This is a genomic window from Microcoleus anatoxicus (assembly GCF_042465725.1).
GTDB classification, from domain to species: domain Bacteria; phylum Cyanobacteriota; class Cyanobacteriia; order Cyanobacteriales; family Microcoleaceae; genus Microcoleus; species Microcoleus anatoxicus.
In genome coordinates, this window is record NZ_CP120853.1 from 1,780,428 (window position 1) to 1,798,821 (window position 18,394).

General features: G+C 46.8%; 12 protein-coding genes. 8 read left to right on the forward strand and 4 right to left on the reverse strand.

Translation table 11 applies throughout. The features are described 5' to 3' along the window. The first annotated feature begins 107 nt into the window (after nucleotides 1-107). Nucleotides 108-626: a Ycf51 family protein gene (locus tag P2A85_RS07705; protein ID WP_377478441.1), complete on the forward strand. Its 519-nt coding sequence runs from the start codon at nucleotides 108-110 to the stop codon at nucleotides 624-626. A gap of 304 nt (nucleotides 627-930) precedes the next feature. Here P2A85_RS07705 and P2A85_RS07710 read toward each other — a convergent pair whose 3' ends face one another. From P2A85_RS07710 to P2A85_RS07725, 4 genes are all read right to left on the reverse strand, one after another. Then, on the reverse strand, nucleotides 931-8,970 hold the full coding sequence (locus tag P2A85_RS07710) for a DUF4347 domain-containing protein (RefSeq protein WP_377478442.1): 8,040 nt from the start codon (nucleotides 8,968-8,970) through the stop codon (nucleotides 931-933). A 1,011-nt stretch (nucleotides 8,971-9,981) separates the two neighbouring features. Continuing rightward, nucleotides 9,982-12,054 carry a prolyl oligopeptidase family protein gene (locus P2A85_RS07715; protein ID WP_377478443.1) on the reverse strand — a complete coding sequence of 691 codons (2,073 nt, stop codon included), beginning with the start codon at nucleotides 12,052-12,054 and terminating at the stop codon, nucleotides 9,982-9,984. A 136-nt stretch (nucleotides 12,055-12,190) separates the two neighbouring features. Beyond that, complete coding sequence (gene recR, locus P2A85_RS07720) at nucleotides 12,191-12,784, reverse strand: recombination mediator RecR (RefSeq protein ID WP_340550543.1); 594 nt, start codon at nucleotides 12,782-12,784, stop codon at nucleotides 12,191-12,193. A gap of 130 nt (nucleotides 12,785-12,914) precedes the next feature. Continuing rightward, nucleotides 12,915-13,283, reverse strand: coding sequence for a translation initiation factor (locus P2A85_RS07725; protein WP_377478444.1), 369 nt, complete (start codon nucleotides 13,281-13,283; stop codon nucleotides 12,915-12,917). Nucleotides 13,284-13,520: 237 nt separating this feature from the next. Here P2A85_RS07725 and P2A85_RS07730 point away from each other — a divergent pair, with 237 nt between their 5' ends. The 7 genes from P2A85_RS07730 to P2A85_RS07760 all read left to right on the forward strand — a co-directional run bounded on the left by P2A85_RS07730 (nucleotide 13,521) and on the right by P2A85_RS07760 (nucleotide 18,235). Next, nucleotides 13,521-13,868: a type II toxin-antitoxin system RelE/ParE family toxin gene (locus tag P2A85_RS07730; protein ID WP_377478445.1), complete on the forward strand. Its 348-nt coding sequence runs from the start codon at nucleotides 13,521-13,523 to the stop codon at nucleotides 13,866-13,868. Then, the gene (locus P2A85_RS07735; protein WP_377478446.1) at nucleotides 13,837-14,193 is read left to right on the forward strand and encodes a DNA-binding protein; all 357 of its coding nucleotides are present in this window, start codon (nucleotides 13,837-13,839) and stop codon (nucleotides 14,191-14,193) included. Before P2A85_RS07730 ends, P2A85_RS07735 begins: the two co-directional genes overlap by 32 nt. A 47-nt stretch (nucleotides 14,194-14,240) precedes the next feature. After that, nucleotides 14,241-14,558 (forward strand): type II toxin-antitoxin system RelE/ParE family toxin, encoded by a 318-nt coding sequence (locus tag P2A85_RS07740; RefSeq protein WP_377481363.1) that lies wholly within the window; start codon nucleotides 14,241-14,243, stop codon nucleotides 14,556-14,558. Beyond that, entirely contained in the window at nucleotides 14,536-14,919 is a 384-nt protein-coding gene (locus P2A85_RS07745; protein ID WP_377478447.1) for a DNA-binding protein, read from the forward strand. Before P2A85_RS07740 ends, P2A85_RS07745 begins: the two co-directional genes overlap by 23 nt. Before the next feature lie 603 nt (nucleotides 14,920-15,522). Then, nucleotides 15,523-16,764 carry a tryptophan synthase subunit beta gene (gene trpB, locus P2A85_RS07750; RefSeq protein ID WP_377478448.1) on the forward strand — a complete coding sequence of 414 codons (1,242 nt, stop codon included), beginning with the start codon at nucleotides 15,523-15,525 and terminating at the stop codon, nucleotides 16,762-16,764. A gap of 173 nt (nucleotides 16,765-16,937) precedes the next feature. Then, a complete protein-coding gene (locus P2A85_RS07755) occupies nucleotides 16,938-17,447 on the forward strand; it encodes a CAP domain-containing protein (RefSeq protein ID WP_377478449.1) in 510 nt (169 codons plus the stop codon). Between the two features lie 158 nt (nucleotides 17,448-17,605). Further along, nucleotides 17,606-18,235, forward strand: a complete 630-nt coding sequence (locus tag P2A85_RS07760) for a ribonuclease D (protein ID WP_377478450.1) — start codon at nucleotides 17,606-17,608, stop codon at nucleotides 18,233-18,235. Nucleotides 18,236-18,394: the final 159 nt, after the last annotated feature.

Here is an 18,394-nt window from a genome sequence, read left to right on the forward strand (position 1 = left end):
TATACCGCAGAGCTTACCCTGGTTTACCTAGGTTTTTATAAGCGGTTAATTAGTCTTTTAACCAATAACAAATAACAAATAACAGTCAACAAATACAGAAATATCCAATGAACGTAAATTCTAACCTTTTAATGTACGCCCAATGGGCAGGAATTCTCACAGTGGCTTTCGCTGTTTTCACGGTGATTGCCTTTATCTTGCAGTGGGGTTTTCGCTTCCGCTTGGTAGGAGTTACTAGCTTTATGGCAGTAATTGCTGCTAGTATATTTGGCCTCGGTTTAGGATTGTTTACTCGCACAGAAATTCCCGGTGCTGTGCGCTATTCTCTGGTTTACGATACAGGCGGCGCTCAAACTGTAATTACCGTGCCACCGACTATCGCCCCATCACAGTTGGAAGCGACGATGCAGCAAGCTGCTGCGGATTTGTACTCCCCAGGCCGCTCTGGACGTGGCAGAGACTACATGACGATCAGGGTACGGACAATTGTACATCCAGAGCCAGGAGTCTCCCAGCCACTGTTTTTGGGAGAGGTGAGGCGATCGCTCGCTACTCGATATGATGACAAAATGTCGATCGAAATCTTCCCCGAACAAGTTGCTACTTTGAAAAAATATCAAGCTTAAAATTAGGAAGATAGGAGTTGCCAAGGTGTTTTGTTAATGGCTCCCTTCGACTCCGCTCAGGGAGCAATTAACACATTATTTTAACAGCCTTGGCGGTTGCTAATATCAATTCCGGTTGTATCGTCAGGTGATTTAACCACGAAGGCGCTTATGACGCGAAGGAAGAGAAGAGAGAGATTAATCATTCCGATGTCAACGGATTTGATATAAATCGCTAACAAACTTATATCTACCCCCCCCAACCCCCCCGAACCCAAGGGGGGGCTTTGAACTACATCTGTAGTAGGACTTTATGAAAATGGTATTAGAGGAAATCAGAGGAGCTTATCGCCCCATTAACTCCCACCAGAGTAGCTACAACATCAGTAGTTCCAGCTACTCGCAGCAGTGTACCGTTGAGAGTAGGTGTAAATTGTAACTGCTGGAAACTCAGACCACCAGTCAAGACAAATCGATCGACACCAACCTCAAAATTAATCACAGTATCATTGCCACTAGCAGCACTCAACACAAATCGATCGCTTCCGATACCTCCAATCAAAGTATCATCGCCCAAGCCACCAAACAGTAGATCGTCACCATCACCGCCATTGAGAATGTCCTTATCTTTCCCTCCATAGAGAGTGTCATTACTATCACCCCCGTTGAGAGTATCTTCCCCTTCATTACCGTAAAGCAAATCCTCGCCAGCACCGCCACTGATGCAATCTTGCTGGCCAGCAGTACCCACAGAAACACCGCTGTCATCGGCGCGATCGCCAAAGATGGTATCGTTGCCATCATCGCCACAAAGCTCATCATTACCATCACCGCCATAAATTAAGTCATCATCGCTGTCTCCATGTATGAGGTCGTTACCTTTGCCACCGTAGAGAGAATCATTGCTCTTACCGCCACTGATAGTATCCTCAGATTCATCGCCGAATAATAAGTCAGAACCGATATTCCCCAAGAGCAAGTCATTCCCCTCGACATCCTTGAATCGACTGCGAGTACCACCGTACATAGTGTCGTCTCCACTGTCTCCGGTAAGGGTATCAGAGCCAAGTTCGCCCCAAATCAAGTCATTATCTTTGCCACCCCAAACGGCATCGTTGCCCTTACCTGCTTGCACGGTATCATTACCGTTACCGCCGGCAATGATGTCGTCACCGGTACCACCAAAGATTAAATCTTGTTCGCCAGTATCCCCAATGGAGTTGGAACTGCCACTGTCACCGAGGATGGTATCAATACCTTCTCCACCGTAGAGAGTATCAGAGCCTAATTGACCAAAAATTAGGTCATTACCTCTGCCTCCATAAACAGCATCATTATCTTTGCCGCCAATTAGCGTATCGTCATTTTCTTGGCCGCTCAGAAAATCGTTGCCGAAACCTCCGTAGAGCAAGTCCCGTCCTTGGAAGTCCTTAGCTCTGTTGTCAGTGATGCCACCAAACAAGCTATCCTCTCCAGTACCGCCAATCAACGTATCGGAGCCGAGTTCACCCCAAATCAGGTCATTGTCTCGACCTCCAAAGGCAATATCATTACCTTTGCCACCATGAATGGTATCGTCACCCTCGTTGCTATTGATGACATCTGCACCATCGCCTCCGAAGATTAAATCGCGAGCATCGTCAGGACTCTGAGAGTTGTTTAGCCCGGTGTCTCCCAAAATAGTGTCCGCACCTCGATCGCCCAAAAGAGTATCAGAACCTAAGTCGCCAGAAATCCAATCGTTTTGTTTCCCAGTGGCTATAAAATCGTCGTTCTCGCCACCGTAAACAACATCGCTGCCAAATCCGCCAAAAATTGTGTCATTGTCTTGGTTGCCGTAAATTACATCGTTACCACCTTCACCTAAAAGTAGGTCACGACCTCGAAAACCGATAATTTTTTCGTTACGATTGCTACCCTGAATGAAGTCGTTGCCATTAGTGCCTTTAAGGGTTTGTTCCTCAAGCGGCACTGGTGTCTCTGGCCTGTTAAATGAGACTTCAGGGGGTTGTGTTGGTGGCAAAAAGTTAATTTCCGGTGTTTCCACAAGCAGCTCACACCCACAGTCTGTTTCGGGTTCCACCATGGGAGTGGGTGTGGGGAAAACTGGCTGTAAGATAGCAGTCACAGTAGCCGTGGAGGGATTACTGATAGCCCCTTCGTTATCCGTGGCGGTGTAAGTGAAATTAGCCCCGGTAAAATTACCAGTTGTTTGGAGAAATAATTCCTGAATCTGTGGAGGAGTCAGGGTTTGACCAGGTGTTACGGGAACGCCACCGTTAGCTGGGTCTCCTAAAAATAGGATTCCTTGGTCTGCTGGGGGCAAAGTGTTGATAGTGTAAGAGGCGATCGACCCGTCGGGGTCGGTGGCTGACAATCCTGTTATTTGTTTGCTGCTATTGGGGGGAATGCTCAAGGTAGCATTGCTAGACACTGGGGGTTCATTGGCCAGGGGAGTTGGCGTTGGCGTTGGTACTGCTGATGGAGTGGGCGTTGGTACTGCTGATGGAGTTGGTGTTGGTACTGGTGATGGAGTTGGTGTTGGTACTGGTGATGGCGTGGGAGTTGGTACTGGTGATGGAGTTGGCGTGGGAGCGACAATCTCCGCTACCGTAGCAGCCGCCGGACTGCTGAGACCTTTGTCATCAGTAGCTTTGTAGTTAAAGTTGGCTCCGGTGAATGCACCTGTGGATTTGAAAAATAGCTGACTAATTTGGGCCGGGGTCAATACTTGACCGGGCGTTACAGCGACGCCACCGTTGGCTGGGTCTCCTAAAAAGAGGACTCCTTGGGCGACGGGGGGTAAAGTATCTATTGTATAGGAGGCGATGCTCCCGTCGGGGTCAGTGCCTCCGAGTCCGGGGAGTTGAACGGTGCTGTTGGGTGCGATCGCTGTATTCACATTATTCGTTACAGGCGGTTGGTTAGCACCAGGTAGCAAAGCCGATACCGTAGCAGCAGCGGGACTGCTGAGACCTTTATCGTCTGTCGCTTTGTAGTTAAAGTTGGCTCCGGTGAATGCACCTGTGGACTTGAAAAATAGCTGGCTAATTTGGGCTGGTGTCAGCACTTGACCCGGTGTGACAGCGACACCACCGTTGGCTGGGTCTCCTAAGAACAGGACTCCTTGGGCGGCGTTCGGCAAAGTATCTATTGTATAGGAGGCGATGCTCCCGTCGGGGTCACTTCCTCCGAGTCCGGCAAGTTGAAGGGTGCTGTTGGGCGCTAGGACTGCATTGATATTGTTGGTAACAGGCGGTTGGTTGATCGGAGTTGGAGGTGTTGGTACTGGTGATGGAGTTGGCGTGGGAGCGACAATCTCCGCTACCGTAGCAGCCGCCGGACTGCTGAGACCTTTATCATCAGTAGCTTTGTAGTTAAAGTTGGCTCCGGTGAACGTACCTGTGGACTGGAAAAATAGCTGACTAATTTGGGCTGGGGTCAATACTTGACCGGGCGTTACAGCGACGCCACCGTTGGCTGGGTCTCCTAAAAAGAGGACTCCTTGGGCTGCGGGGGGTAAAGTATCTATTGTATAGGAGGCGATGGTTCCGTCGGGGTCCGTGCCTCCGAGTCCGGGGAGTTGAACGGTGCTGTTGGGTGCGATCGCGGTATTCACATTATTCGTTACAGGCGGTTGGTTAGCACCAGGTAGCAAAGCCGATACCGTAGCAGCAGCGGGACTGCTGAGACCTTTATCGTCTGTCGCTTTGTAGTTAAAGTTGGCTCCGGTGAATGCACCTGTGGACTTGAAAAATAGCTGGCTAATTTGGGCTGGTGTCAGCACTTGACCGGGCGTTACAGCGACACCACCGTTGGCTGGGTCTCCTAAGAACAGGACTCCTTGGGCGACGGGGGGCAGACTATCTATTGTATAAGAGGCGATGGTTCCGTCGGGGTCAGTGCCTCCGAGTCCGGGGAGTTGAAGGGTGCTGTTGGGTGCTAGGACTGCGTTGGTATTGTTGGTGACAGGGGGTTGGTTGACTGGTGTTGGCGTGGGTGTTACGCTCTCCGCTACAGTCGCAGTCGCCAAACTGCTGAGACCTTTGTCATCAGTAGCTTTGTAGTTAAAGTTGGCTCCGGTGAATGCACCTGTGGATTTGAAAAATAGCTGACTAATTTGGGCCGGGGTCAATACTTGACCGGGCGTTACAGCGACGCCACCGTTGGCTGGGTCTCCTAAAAAGAGGACTCCTTGGGCGACGGGGGGTAAAGTATCTATTGTATAGGAGGCGATCGTCCCGTCGGGGTCAGTGCCTCCGAGTCCGGGGAGTTGAACGGTGCTGTTGGGTGCGATCGCGGTATTCACATTATTCGTTACAGGCGGTTGGTTAGCACCAGGTAGCAAAGCCGATACCGTAGCAGCAGCGGGACTGCTGAGACCTTTGTCATCAGTAGCTCTGTAGTTAAAGTTGGCTCCGGTGAATGCACCTGTGGACTTGAAAAATAGCTGGCTAATTTGGGCTGGGGTCAGCACTTGACCGGGCGTTACAGCGACACCACCGTTGGCTGGGTCTCCTAAGAACAGGACTCCTTGGGCGACGGGGGGTAGTGTATCTATTGTATAAGAGGCGATCGTCCCGTCGGGGTCACTTCCTCCGAGTCCGGGGAGTTTAACGGTGCTGTTGGGTGCTAGGACTGCATTGGTATTGTTGGTGACAGGGGGTTGGTTGACTGGTGTTGGCGTGGGTGTTACGCTCTCCGCTACCGTAGCAGCAGCAGGACTGCTGAGACCTTTATCGTCTGTCGCTCTGTAGTTAAAGTTGGCTCCGGTGAATGCACCTGTGGACTTGAAAAATAGCTGGCTAATTTGGGCTGGTGTCAGCACTTGACCTGGTGTGACAGCGACACCACCGTTGGCTGGATCTCCTAAGAACAGGACTCCTTGGGCGACGGGGGGCAAAGTATCTATTGTATAAGAGGCGATGGTTCCGTCGGGGTCACTTCCTCCGAGTCCGGGGAGTTGAACGGTGCTGTTGGGTGCGATCGCTGTATTCACATTATTCGTTACAGGCGGTTGGTTAGGACTAGGTAACAAGGCTGATACCGTAGCAGCCGCGGGACTGCTGAGACCTTTGTCATCAGTAGCTCTGTAGTTAAATTTGGCTCCGGTGAACGTACCTGTGGACTTGAAAAATAGCTGGCTAATTTGGGCTGGTGTCAGCACTTGACCCGGTGTGACAGCGACACCACCGTTGGCTGGGTCTCCTAAGAACAGGACTCCTTGGGCGACGGGGGGTAGTGTATCTATTGTATAAGAGGCGATGCTCCCGTCGGGGTCCGTGCCTCCGAGTCCGGCAAGTTGAAGGGTGCTGTTGGGTGCTAGGACTGCGTTGGTATTGTTGGTAACAGGGGGTTGGTTGACCGGTGTTGGAGGTGTCGGTGTCGGTGTCAGAGCGGTGGTGACTTTGGCACCCGTTGCACTACCGTCATTGTTACTGGGAGTGGGGTCTGGGGTACTGGAGCTACTGCTGGCAATATTCGATACGCTGACTCCCGTGGGTGCGATGAAGCTGATGGTGCGGGTGGTGCTGGCTTGATTGGTTAAGGTGGCTAGGGGGAAGGTGACTATCCCCGTAGTGCTGTTGTAAGTACCGTTGTCGGATACAACCACTCCTGTTAAGCCGGGAATGATGCTGTCGGTGATGGTGACGTTATCGGCGGTGCTTGGTCCGTTGTTTTGTGTGGTGATTGTATAACTGACGGTGGAGCCCGATGCAGCACTATTAGTCCCGCTTTTGGTGGTGACGACATCGGCGCTCGGTGTCAGAGCGGTGGTGACTTTGGCACCCGGTGCAGTACCGTCATTGTTACCCGGAGTGGGGTCTGGGGTACTAGAGCTACTACTGGCAATATTCGATACGCTGACTCCTGTGGGTGCGATGAAGCTGATGCTGCGGGTGGTGCTGGCTTGATTGGTTAAGGTGGCTAGGGGGAAGGTGACTATCCCTGTAGTGCTGTTGTAAGTACCGTTGTCGGATACAACTACTCCTGTTAAGCCGGGAATGATGCTGTCGGCGATGGTGACGTTATCGGCGGTGTTCGGCCCGTTGTTTTTTGTGGTGATTGTATAACTGACGGTGGAGCCTGGTGCTGCACTATTGGTCCCGGTTTTGGTGGTAATGACATCGGCGCTCGGTGTTAGAGCTGTGGTGACTGTAGCAGCGTTGTTGCTGGGAGTGAGATCTAGCGCACTGGAGCTACTGCTGGCGGTGTTGGAGACGCTGACTCCTGTGGGTGCGATGAAGCTGATGGTGCGGGTGGTGCTGGCTTGATTGGTTAAGGTGGCTAGGGGGAAGGTGACTATCCCTGTAGTGCTGTTGTAGGTACCGCTGTCGGATACAACTACTCCTGTTAAGCCGGGAATGATGCTGTCGGTGATGGTGATATTATCGGCGGTGTTCGGCCCGTTGTTTTTTGTGGTGATTGTATAACTGACGGTGGAACCCGATGGAGCACTATTAGTCCCGGTTTTGGTAGTAGCTAGGTCAGCAATAGCAGTTATTGTAGTGATGGCCCTAGAGGTTGGTAGCGAAGTATTATTGTTTGCAACAACGGGATCGAAAGTGCTGGAATTACTGTAAGCGACGTTAGTGATGGTGGTGGGTGTTGCTGGAGCTATGGCGGTGATGGTGTAAGTGACGCTACTACCGCTGGTCAAAGTCGGAATCACTGGCCAGGAGACAGTCCTGGTGGTGGGGTTGTATGTGCCACTGTTGGATGGGGTGACTCCTGTTAAGCCTGGGGGCAGGATATCTTGAACTAGGACATCTTTCGCGTCGCTGGTACTCGGTCCTATATTAGTGGAGGTAATTGTGTAGGTAATCGCGCTGTTTAGGGCGGCAACCAGGGGTCCTTGTTTGGCAATGGAAACGTCGGCTGTGAGTGTAGGAGGATTTATACTTTCGACGATGAGATTGTTAACTTCATGAATGTTGTTGTAGCCACCTGTAGCAGCAGCAAAGCCAAATTTAAAAGTATCTGGTACTGCTCCGTTTACGGTTATCAAATTTGGGATGTCGATCAGTGTTTCAGTTGCATCAAAGCTGCCGTTCTGATCCAAGTCTATGGCCACTGCGAGACGGTTAGGTGTTGGTGAATTCACCGGAAATAATGTAATTTGGACGCTTCTTTTAGTATTAGTAGCGGTCCGACTGGTTGCAGTTTGATTATCTATGCCAAGAGAAATGGAAGTGTTAGTTAAAAAATTAAAACTTAAATGTTCATAAGTTCTGCTTTCACTGCCTCTAACTGCTACTGAATCTTGTCTAATTCCGGGACCACCCACACGCCCAAAAGTCGATCGTTCTGGTGGGAGCGGTTGAGGCTCGGAAAAGTTGCCAAACTCGTCCAATCCGACACCTAAATAACCTCCTACAATGCCTTCGGATCTCAGAGCAGGAGTTAGACTATTATTGCTACCATAGCCGAGAGATCCACCAAAGCCTCCCGCTTTTATTGGTGTTGCTGTTCCATCAATCAGGAAAAAACTTAGGCCATCTGCACCCTCAGTGCTCGTGGAGCCATAGGCAAATAAATCAAAGGTAACTCTTATACCATCAGTGGCAGAGATGGGGTTGTTGTAGAGGACATAAGCTGATTGGTTACCGAGAGCTCCTGTTAATCTCAAAGCGCCTGAGCCGACTGGATCGCTGGATGATCCGGGTGGCTCGCCAGTCCCTACATTGGGAATAACGCCGTTGGGGTTGACGGCACCTGCGGTTAAGCCTGGGTTAGCAGAAGTGCCAGAAATTCCATAGATCCAAGGTCCGATTACTGTATCGTTTTTAAAGTTTTCGGCGACTAAGGTAGCTAGGACTGATGGATAGTCTTCTAGGACTTGTTTTTCAAAGGCTATTTCGGTATTGATTTTTCCTGTAGTAATTTCTAATTCCCAGTCGCCTCCTAGTGCTGCGCTTCCTGTGAGGTTGTGGGAAGCGGCAATATGTGCGCCGGTTATTTCGCTAATTTTTTGTATAAATTTAATGCCGGATTCGCTGGCGGCTATGTTACAGCCATAGAGTAGAATGCTGGCTGCTTTGTTGAGTGCTTTTCCCCACTGCTGCAATTGGCTGCTGTAGGTTTCTAAGTTGTGAATATTGAGTTCTGTTGAGCCAAGTTTTAGTGCTGCTGCTTCGCCGTGAGAGATTATGTGAATGTTGTTGATGTGGTGGCGATCGCCCAAAATTTCACTGATTTGTGCTATGCCATCTCGGAATCCATCGATCGCAATTACTTCAAATCCCGCTTTAACTCCGTTGACTAATTGTTGATAGTTGTCTACTTGCGAGTCGAAAATTACTAGATCTTTGCTCTCTTGTGATTTGGCTGTCAAGCAGGAATTTCCCCATGAGATGTTACTCACAGTTTTTTGATAATTACGTGTTTTCACGATTGACATACTGTACTCGCTGGTAAACTTCATTTCCGATCGACTTAATTGCCTCGTTTAAGCTAACCGATCTTAGAAAAATCGACAAACAATAAAATATTAAGTTTTGTAACGGATTGTTTTCCAATCTAAAATACTTACGTGTTTTCTACTATTTAGTTATTTCAAATAAGTAAAATTTATACAGGAAGTGCGATCGGATAAATCCGATCGCCTCAGACAAAAAATCACCCTAAATCTGAGAAAAATCAGCACTTACAGGTATTTCAACTGTAGCTAAAGTCTAGATTTTGCAAGGGTGACAGAGCTTTAAGGGGGCGATCGACAATTAGCTCAATACGTGCGAACAACTTTCAGTAATTGTGAGTTCGGAATTATTTTCAGTGTGTTTATATTTACATTAGCTCGCTCAACATGGAGGGAAAATATTTTTAAAATAAAGAATGTGAAGAGTTAAATCACTGTCAAAAAATATAGGCGTTGACAATTAATAGTTTAATAGTTATATAGTTTATAATTACCATAATTAATGGTGAAGATTATCATATAAATTGAAAATTTACAATTAAATAGTGAAAAAATTAATAAACCCAAAATTCCCCACTGTAAATTAAAAATAGCGAGATCCCCGACTTCATAAAAGTTGTCCGGGATCTCAAAGCACAATGCTGTAAAGTTTCCTTAACTGTAATATCAAATCCGGGTTTGCTACCCCGTTTATCCTGCCGCAAAACGGCATCCCTTGTCGCATCTTTGTGTGGTTGGCGAGAATTGTTCAGCGATACCATTTTTCTAAAGATGTGCTAGTGATGAAGTCTTAGCCCCCCCTTAGCAAGGGGGGGTTGGGGGGGTAATATCTAACGCTACTTCATGAAATTGGTATGACTTACTCTACAAGGGCTACAAGGGCGATCGGCATCAAGGGGGGTATGATACCCGGATTTGAGATTGCTAGAGGCGATCGCACCCTCCAGCGCTGGCTTTCTAAGCGTTAATACTCAGTTCCCGCACCAAAAAAGCCCATTCATCAGCCAATTCTTCAATCACTTTCGCCGTTGGTTTACCAGCACCGTGCCCAGCCTTAGTTTCAATGCGAATCAACACGGGTTTTTCTCCCCCGTGCATTTCTTGCAAAGCCGAAGCAAACTTGAAACTGTGAGCGGGAACCACGCGATCGTCATGATCTGCTGTGGTAATCATCGTCGCCGGATAAGCCGTACCCGGTTTGAGATTGTGCAAGGGAGAATAGCCGTAAATTGTGGGAAATTCCTCTGCATTTTCGGAAGAACCATATTCCGAAGTCCAGGCCCAACCAATGGTAAACTTGTGAAAGCGCAACATATCCATCACACCCACAGCGGGCAATGCTGCACCGAACAACTCAGGCCGCTGAGTCATGCAGGCTCCCACCAATAAACCACCATTACTACCACCTGCGATCGCCAATTTTGCTGGCTGAGTGTATTTGTTTGCGATCAACCATTCGGCCGCGCTGATAAAATCATCAAACACATTTTGTTTGTTCAACTTCGTCCCTGCTTGGTGCCATGCTTCGCCGTATTCGCCACCACCCCGCAAACAAGCTGTCACATAAACCCCACCCATCTCCAACCACACAACTCTGCTAACAGAAAAACTGGGAGTTAGGGATATGCTAAAACCACCGTAGCCATAAAGATACGTGGGGTTATTACCATCTAGCTGCAAACCTTTTTTGTGAGTGATAAACATCGGTACTTGGGTACCATCTTTGCTGGGATAAAATACTTGCTTTGTCTCGTAATCATCCGGGTTAAAATCTACCTTGGGCTGGCGGTAAATTTTGCTCTCATCTGTCAGCATATTGTAGCTGTAAATGGTATTAGGCGTGGTAAAACTGGTGTAAGCATAAAAAGTTTCAGTTTCGTAACGCTTACCGCCAAATCCTCCGGCAGAACCAATTCCTGGCAAGGAAATTTGTCGCACAAAGGAGCCATCTAAATTGAAGATTTTAAGTTGGGTATAGGCATCTTTCAGGTAGGAAGTGACAAATTGATTATTGAGGATGCCAATTCCTCCCAGGGTTTCGGCTGCTTCGGGGATAATTTCTGTGAACTTACCTTGACTTTCTGCATTGTTGATGTCGATCGCAATTACGCGGCCGAGCGGTGCATTCAAATCGGTTTTAAACCAGAAAACAGAGCCATCATTATCGATAAAATTGTACTCCGCCTCAAATTCGTTAATCAGTTCTATGACAGCGGATTCTGGGGCGGTTAAATCTTTGTAAAAAATCAGATTTTGGGGGTCAGTACCGCGCCAAACTGATATAATTAAATATTTGCCATCTTCAGTAACTTCAGCACGAAAACCCCATTCTTTTTGGTCAGGGCGATCGTAAATTAAGACATCTTCCGATTGAGGAGTGCCTAGCCTGTGGTAAAACAGTTTTTGGTAATAATTAACATCTTCATGCTTGCTTTTTTCATTAGGTTCATCGTAGCGACTGTAAAAAAAGCCTTTACCGTCGTGAGTCCAAGATGCGCCGGAGAATTTAAGCCAATTTAAATGGTCTGATAAATCTGCGCCAGTTTCGACATCGCGGACTTTCCACTCTTGCCAATCAGAACCGGATGTAGACAAACCATAGGCCATAAATTTGCCATCTTCACTAATAGCCATACCACCCAAAGCAACAGTCCCATCTTCCGACAAAGTATTCGGGTCAAGTAATACTTGCGGTTCACCATCAAGGGATGTTAAAGTATAGAGAATAGATTGATTTTGTAGACCATCATTCTTGTAATAAAAATAGCGATCGCCCTCTTTAAAAGGTATGCCATATCTTTCGTAATTCCAAAGCTGAGTCAGTCGCTGCTTAATTTTTTCCCTAGCCGGAATTTCCTGGAGATAGCCAAAAGTGACTGCGTTTTGGGCTTCCACCCAAGCCTGGGTTTCCTCAGAGTCGGGATTTTCCAGCCATCTGTAGGGGTCCGATACTGGGACACCGTGGTAGTCATCAGTTTGGTCGATTTTGCGCGTTGTGGGGTAACTTAAAGGGCGATCGAATTTAGCCATGATTTTTCACTTTTGGTAACTTTACTTAGTTTAACTTTGAATTAGACAAATCAATTATAAACTCATCCTCATCACTTCTCTTTCTTCCTTCGTGTCCTTCGCGTCTTCGCGGTTCGTTTCTCTTACCCATATTCAACTAATCAAACTCCCTCCTTCCCTCCAAAGCGCGGGCCAAAGTCACCTCATCAGCATACTCCAAATCTCCCCCCATAGGCAAACCAAAAGCAATGCGAGTCACCCGTGTAAAAGGCTTCAATAAACGGCCAATATAAAGCGTAGTCGTCTCACCTTCCACACTGGGACTAATCGCAATAATTACTTCCTCAATCTTTTGTTGACTAACGCGCCTGACTAATGGTTGAATATTCAATTGTTCCGGGCCAATTCCATCCATGGGGGAGATGACACCGCCGATAACATGATATTTACCTCCGTATTCCCGTGTTTTTTCCAACGCAATCACATCGCGGGATTCTGAGACTACGCAAATGGTAGAATTGTCACGGTTGGGATTGTGACAAATTTCGCAAACAGGTTCAGCAGATAAGTGAAAGCACACTTGACAAAATCCTACCTGCTGTTTGGCATCAATTAAGGATTGAGCCAGGGTTTGCACTTCTTCATAGGGTCGTTTGAGAATATGTAAGGCGAGTCTCTGGGCACTTTTTGGGCCGATTCCTGGCAAGCGCTGCAATTGTTCGATCAAGCGGGCTAAGGGTCTAGTATACATTAAACTCGGCGGTAATTTGTAAGATCATTTCTGGTGGATTGGTTCTTGTCTGATTTGCGCGATGTAGGGGCGGGTTTTACCAACCATCTCTGTTGAAAACTAAGTATCTCATAAACCCGCCCCTACTAATTTACCCTCCACTAATTTTAGCTTTATAGCCTAATTTTGTGATAATTTCGAGCAGTTTTTGCTTGTGTTCGCCTTGAATTTCGATTTCATTATCCTTAACTGTACCGCCCGTGCCACATTGGGCTTTTAGCTGTTTTGCTAAAGTTGCTAAAGTTTCGGGTTTTTCTTGAAATCCGCTGATGACTGTAACTGTTTTGCCACCGCGTCCTTTTCGGGATGCTTCGATTTTGAGGTTTTGTTTATTTGGGGGAATTTCTTGTATGCCTCGTTGGAGGGCTGCGGAGTTGTCTATGTTGCCAAATTCGGAGTAAACAATTCGTTTTCCTGATTGGTTGTTTGTATTGGAGTTTTTGGGTTTTGATGTACTCATAGTAGTTTGGTTTTTGGAGATTTTCTGTGGGTGGGGGCGGGTTTATTTAGCTTGTTTTTGGGGATTAAATATTATTCGTAAAACCCGCCCATACGGGAATTGATTTTTGGGCTGTTGATAGCACATTTTCCGGTTTCAATTGAATTATATCGTGTTCTGACTACGATAGTGAGTTGCCTGCTGAATGTACTCCTAATCGCCCTATTATAGAAATTGGCGATCGACTGTGATAAAATTATGGAAGTACAAGCCAGGGAAATTCGACGTTATATCCGACCCGATGGCAGGATTCCTTTCTTAGAGTGGTACTATGCTCTACGAGATGGTAAGGCCCAAGTTAAGATTGATGCAAGGCTTGAGCGAGTTAGTCTCGGTAATTTTGGGGATTATAAGTCAGTGGGAGATGCTGTCTATGAACTCAGGATTAATTACGGCCCTGGCTACCGGATCTATTTTAGACAAGTAGGAACGACAATTGTGATTCTGCTCTGTGGTGGGGATAAAAGTACCCAAGAACAAGATATTCTCAAAGCGAAGGAGTATTCGACTGACTATGAAACAACTGAAAATGCCTACCAGCGATAGCTACTACGAGTCCCTAATAGAATCTCTCAAAGATGCGGAACACGCTGGTGCTTTTATCGGGGCTATCTTGGAAGAGAAAGATGCTGAACCTGAATTGCTCAGAAATGCAATTAGAAAGGTAATTGAGGCTCGGATGAGGATGAATGCTCTTTCGGATGCGGCTAAGCAGTATCATGAAAGGCTTGATAAGATGCTGACAGCAAGTTCCGGTTCGGAAATTTACTGTTTTGTAGAGTTGCTTGAAGCCTTGGGGTTTAAATTAGGGATTACTGTGGAAGATAGTGAGTTGCCTGCTGAATGTACTCTTAATCGCCCTATGATATAAATTGCCGATCGACTGTGATAAAATTATGGAAGTAGAACGAGAGAGAAATTCGACGTTACACTACAGCAGAGGGTAGAGCGCCATTTACTGAGTGGCTTGATTCCCTGCGCGATCGGAATGTTAGATTTAGAATCAAGTCTAGGCTTGACCGAGTTGAGCAAGGTAATCTCGGAGATTTTAAGTCGGTGGGAGAAGGAGTTTTTGAACTCAGAATTAATTATGGCCCAGGCTACCGCGTCTATTTCGGACAAGTTGGTTTGACAATTGTGGTAATCCTCATAGCTGGGGATAAAAGCACCCAAGAAAAAAACATTCAACAAGCTATAGAATACTGGAAAGATTATGAACAATGTGAAAATGCCTAGGAGTGATAGCTACCGCGAGTACCTCATTGAATCTCTGAAAGAGCCGGAAGAATCTGCTGGGTATCTTGAGGCTATCTTGGAAGAGAAAGATGCTGAACCTGAATTGCTCAGAAATGCAATTAGAAAGGTAATTGAGGCTCGAATCAGGATGAATGCTCTTTCGGATTCGGCTAAAAAGTATCATGAAAGACTTGACAAAATGTTAACAGTAAGTTCTGGTTCGGAAATTTACTGTTTTGTAGAGTTGCTCGAAGCGTTGGGATTTAAATTAGGAATTACTGTCGAAGATGGTGATTTGGGTTCTGACTCGGAATCGATGATTGAGGAATCGGAACTATTGGCGGAAACAGCTAATTTATAGCTGATTGTAGCTTTTTATAGATCGCACATGAGGTTAATCTAGATTATCGGCTGTGTGGGGGCGGGTTTATCTAAATTGTTTGTTGGTATTAAATATTATTCGTAAAACCCGCCCCTACAGGTCATGTAGGGGCGGGTTTTACAAATAGTCTACGTCGGAAACCAAAAATATAATAAACCCGCCCCCGCCCAAGGAGAAAATTGCGTTGGATTAGCAAGAACAGAATTTATAATTGTTAAGTTTCCATTCAATTAGTTTCCCCAGCGAGTGGGGACGTGCATCCTTTGTGCAAGTTGGACAGGCATCTGCGTCTTTTCCATTCAATTAGTTTCCCCAGCGAGTGGGGACCTCTCCATTGTACACCCCATACAGCGCAATGTGTCCAGAGGTCGTTTGCGAGGACTCCCAAAAATGTCTGTACAAACAGCCTCTCACCCACAATAAAAATCGCTGAAACCCTTACAGGGCAATATATCGAAGGCTCGAACCAACTTCCGCCATTCCAGCGATTTTTTGCAGCCCTCGCAAAATTACCCGATCGCCCACCGCCCCGCCCCATCCACTAGATATAATAAAATCTGTCCCATTATCCCCACAAAGTCCGTGACAGTCACACCCCTGCGTCTCACCACCGAAACCACCACCGCCCAACGCCCCGACTCCCTCGGCAGATTTGGCAAATTCGGCGGCAAATACGTCCCCGAAACCCTCATGCCGGCTTTATTTGAGCTCGAAGCAGCTTTCCACAAATACCGCAGCGAGCCCGAATTTCAACAGCAACTCCAACAATTACTCAAGGATTATGTAGGCCGCCCCAGTCCATTGTATTTCGCGGAACGCCTCACCGAACACTACGCTAAACCAGACGGAACTGGCCCGCAAATTTACCTCAAACGGGAAGATTTAAACCACACTGGTGCTCACAAAATTAACAATGCTTTGGCTCAAGCATTGCTAGCAAAACGCATGGGCAAAAAGCGCGTGATTGCCGAAACTGGAGCCGGTCAACATGGTGTTGCTACTGCCACTGTTTGCGCTCGTTTCGGTATAGAATGCGTTGTCTACATGGGCGTTCACGACATGGAAAGACAGGCTTTAAATGTATTCAGAATGCGCTTGATGGGAGCGGAAGTTCGGGGTGTTTCAGCGGGTACTGGAACTCTCAAAGATGCTACTTCCGAAGCGATTCGCGATTGGGTAACAAATGTCGAAACAACTCATTACATTCTGGGTTCTGTGGCCGGCCCCCATCCTTACCCGATGATGGTGCGGGATTTCCATGCAATTATCGGTCAAGAAACCCGCGCTCAGTGTCTAGAAAAGTGGAATGGTTTGCCGGATATTTTATTAGCTTGTGTGGGCGGCGGTTCTAATGCTATGGGTCTTTTCCATGAATTTGTTGGGGAAGAAACTGTGCGGTTAATTGGTGTTGAAGCGGCGGGAGAAGGTGTGGAAACTGATAAACACGCGGCTACTTTGACTAAGGGAACTGTGGGTGTTCTGCACGGGGCGATGAGTTATTTGTTGCAGGATAATGAGGGCCAAGTCATTGAGCCGCATTCGATTAGTGCAGGTTTGGATTATCCTGGTGTGGGGCCGGAACATAGTTATTTGAAGGATGTTGGTAGGGCTGAATATTACAGTGTTACTGATGCACAAGCTTTGGATGCTTTTCAACGGTTGTCGCAGTTGGAGGGGATTATTCCGGCTTTGGAAACTGCTCATGCGATCGCCTTTTTGGAGACTCTTTGTCCGCAGTTAACCGGCAGTCCGCGGATTGTGCTTAACTGTTCTGGACGCGGTGATAAGGATGTGCAGACTGTGGCGAAGGTTCTGAATATCTAGTTTAACGGAATTTTGGGCGATCGCTCTGTAGGAATTAGTAATACCAATTTCATAAAGTAGCGCTAGATATTACCCCCCCAACCCCCCCTTATTAAGGGGGGGCTAAGACTTCATCCATAGCACATATGAAAGAAAAATGGTATAACAATTAACTTGCTCTCTCGGTTTATGTCATGTACAAATCTTTAGTTTTGATGTCCCTGGGATTGCTAGCAATCCTGCCTAATTGTTCCCAAGTTATTCCTACAGAATCGCAGCCACAAAATCCCATGAAGAATACTAATCTTGCTTCTAGCTCAATTACTGATTTAGAAACAGCGGTAAACCAACAAGTTAATCAATATCGAGCTTCTAAGAAATTGCCGCCACTTAGTATCGATCCGCGAATTACTAAGCAAGCTAGGATTCATAGCGAAAATATGGCGAGTGGGAAGGTTAAGTTTAGCCACGACGGGTTTGAGGGGCGGGCTAAGGCGATCGCCATTCCTTATCAAAGTGTAGCTGAAAATGTGGCTTACAATATGGGCTTCAGCGACCCGGTACGTAATGCTGTTGATGGTTGGATTAAGAGTGATGGCCACCGTAAGAATATGGAGGGTCAGTTTAATTTGACTGGGATTGGGATTGCGAAAAATGCGAAAGGGGAGTATTATTTTACTCAGCTTTTTGTCCGTAGTCGTTAATTTAAAGTCATTAGTCATTAGTCATGAGTCATTAGTTATGAGTTATTGGTAGCAGAACAGCAAATAACAAATAATAAATGCCCAATTCCCAATTCCCCATTCCCAATTCCCAATTCCCAATTCCCCATTCCCAATTCCCCATTCCCAATTCTTAAATAATGGAATTTCCAAATTTTCAAGTGTGCGATCGCGATCTTCCCGATTCTCTCTTATCTTACTATTTGACCGCAAGGGCGATCGCTGTTGATACCGAAACCATGGGTTTGATGCCCTGGCGCGATCGCCTGTGTTTGGTGCAGTTGTGCAACCCGGAAGGTAAAGTTGTCGCGATCAAAATTGCTAAAGGTCAAAAAGAAGCGCCCAATTTAAAGAAATTAATGGAAGCTGAGAATATTGAAAAAGTATTTCACTTTGCTCGCTTCGATATGGCAACAATGCGTTACAATTTAGGGATTGACATTGCCCCGGTTTTCTGCAATAAAATAGCTAGTAAACTTGCGAGAACTTATACCAACAGACACGGACTGAAAGAAGTAATTCTTGAACTGGAAAAGGTAGAATTAAATAAAACTTCTCAAAGTTCCGATTGGGGAAATTTTGACAATCTTTCAGAGGAACAACTGCGATATGCTGGGAACGATGTCCTCTATTTGTTGAGTGCTAAACAGAAGTTGACGGCGATGTTGCAGCGAGAGGAACGTTGGGAAGTTGCACAGCAATGTTTTCAGTGTTTGCCCGTTTTTGTAAGTTTGGATTTATTGCAATACAAAGATGTTTTCGAGCACTGATGATGTACTGGTGTACTGGTTCCCAGGCTGTTCCTAGAAACCATAGTCCTGGACGCGAAAAACCCGGTTTCTTCCAAAAATTGTCGTTTTTTTGAGACAAATATTCACGTAGAAACCGGGTTTTTGACTCCCCATGCGTCCAGGACTGAACCAGTTAAG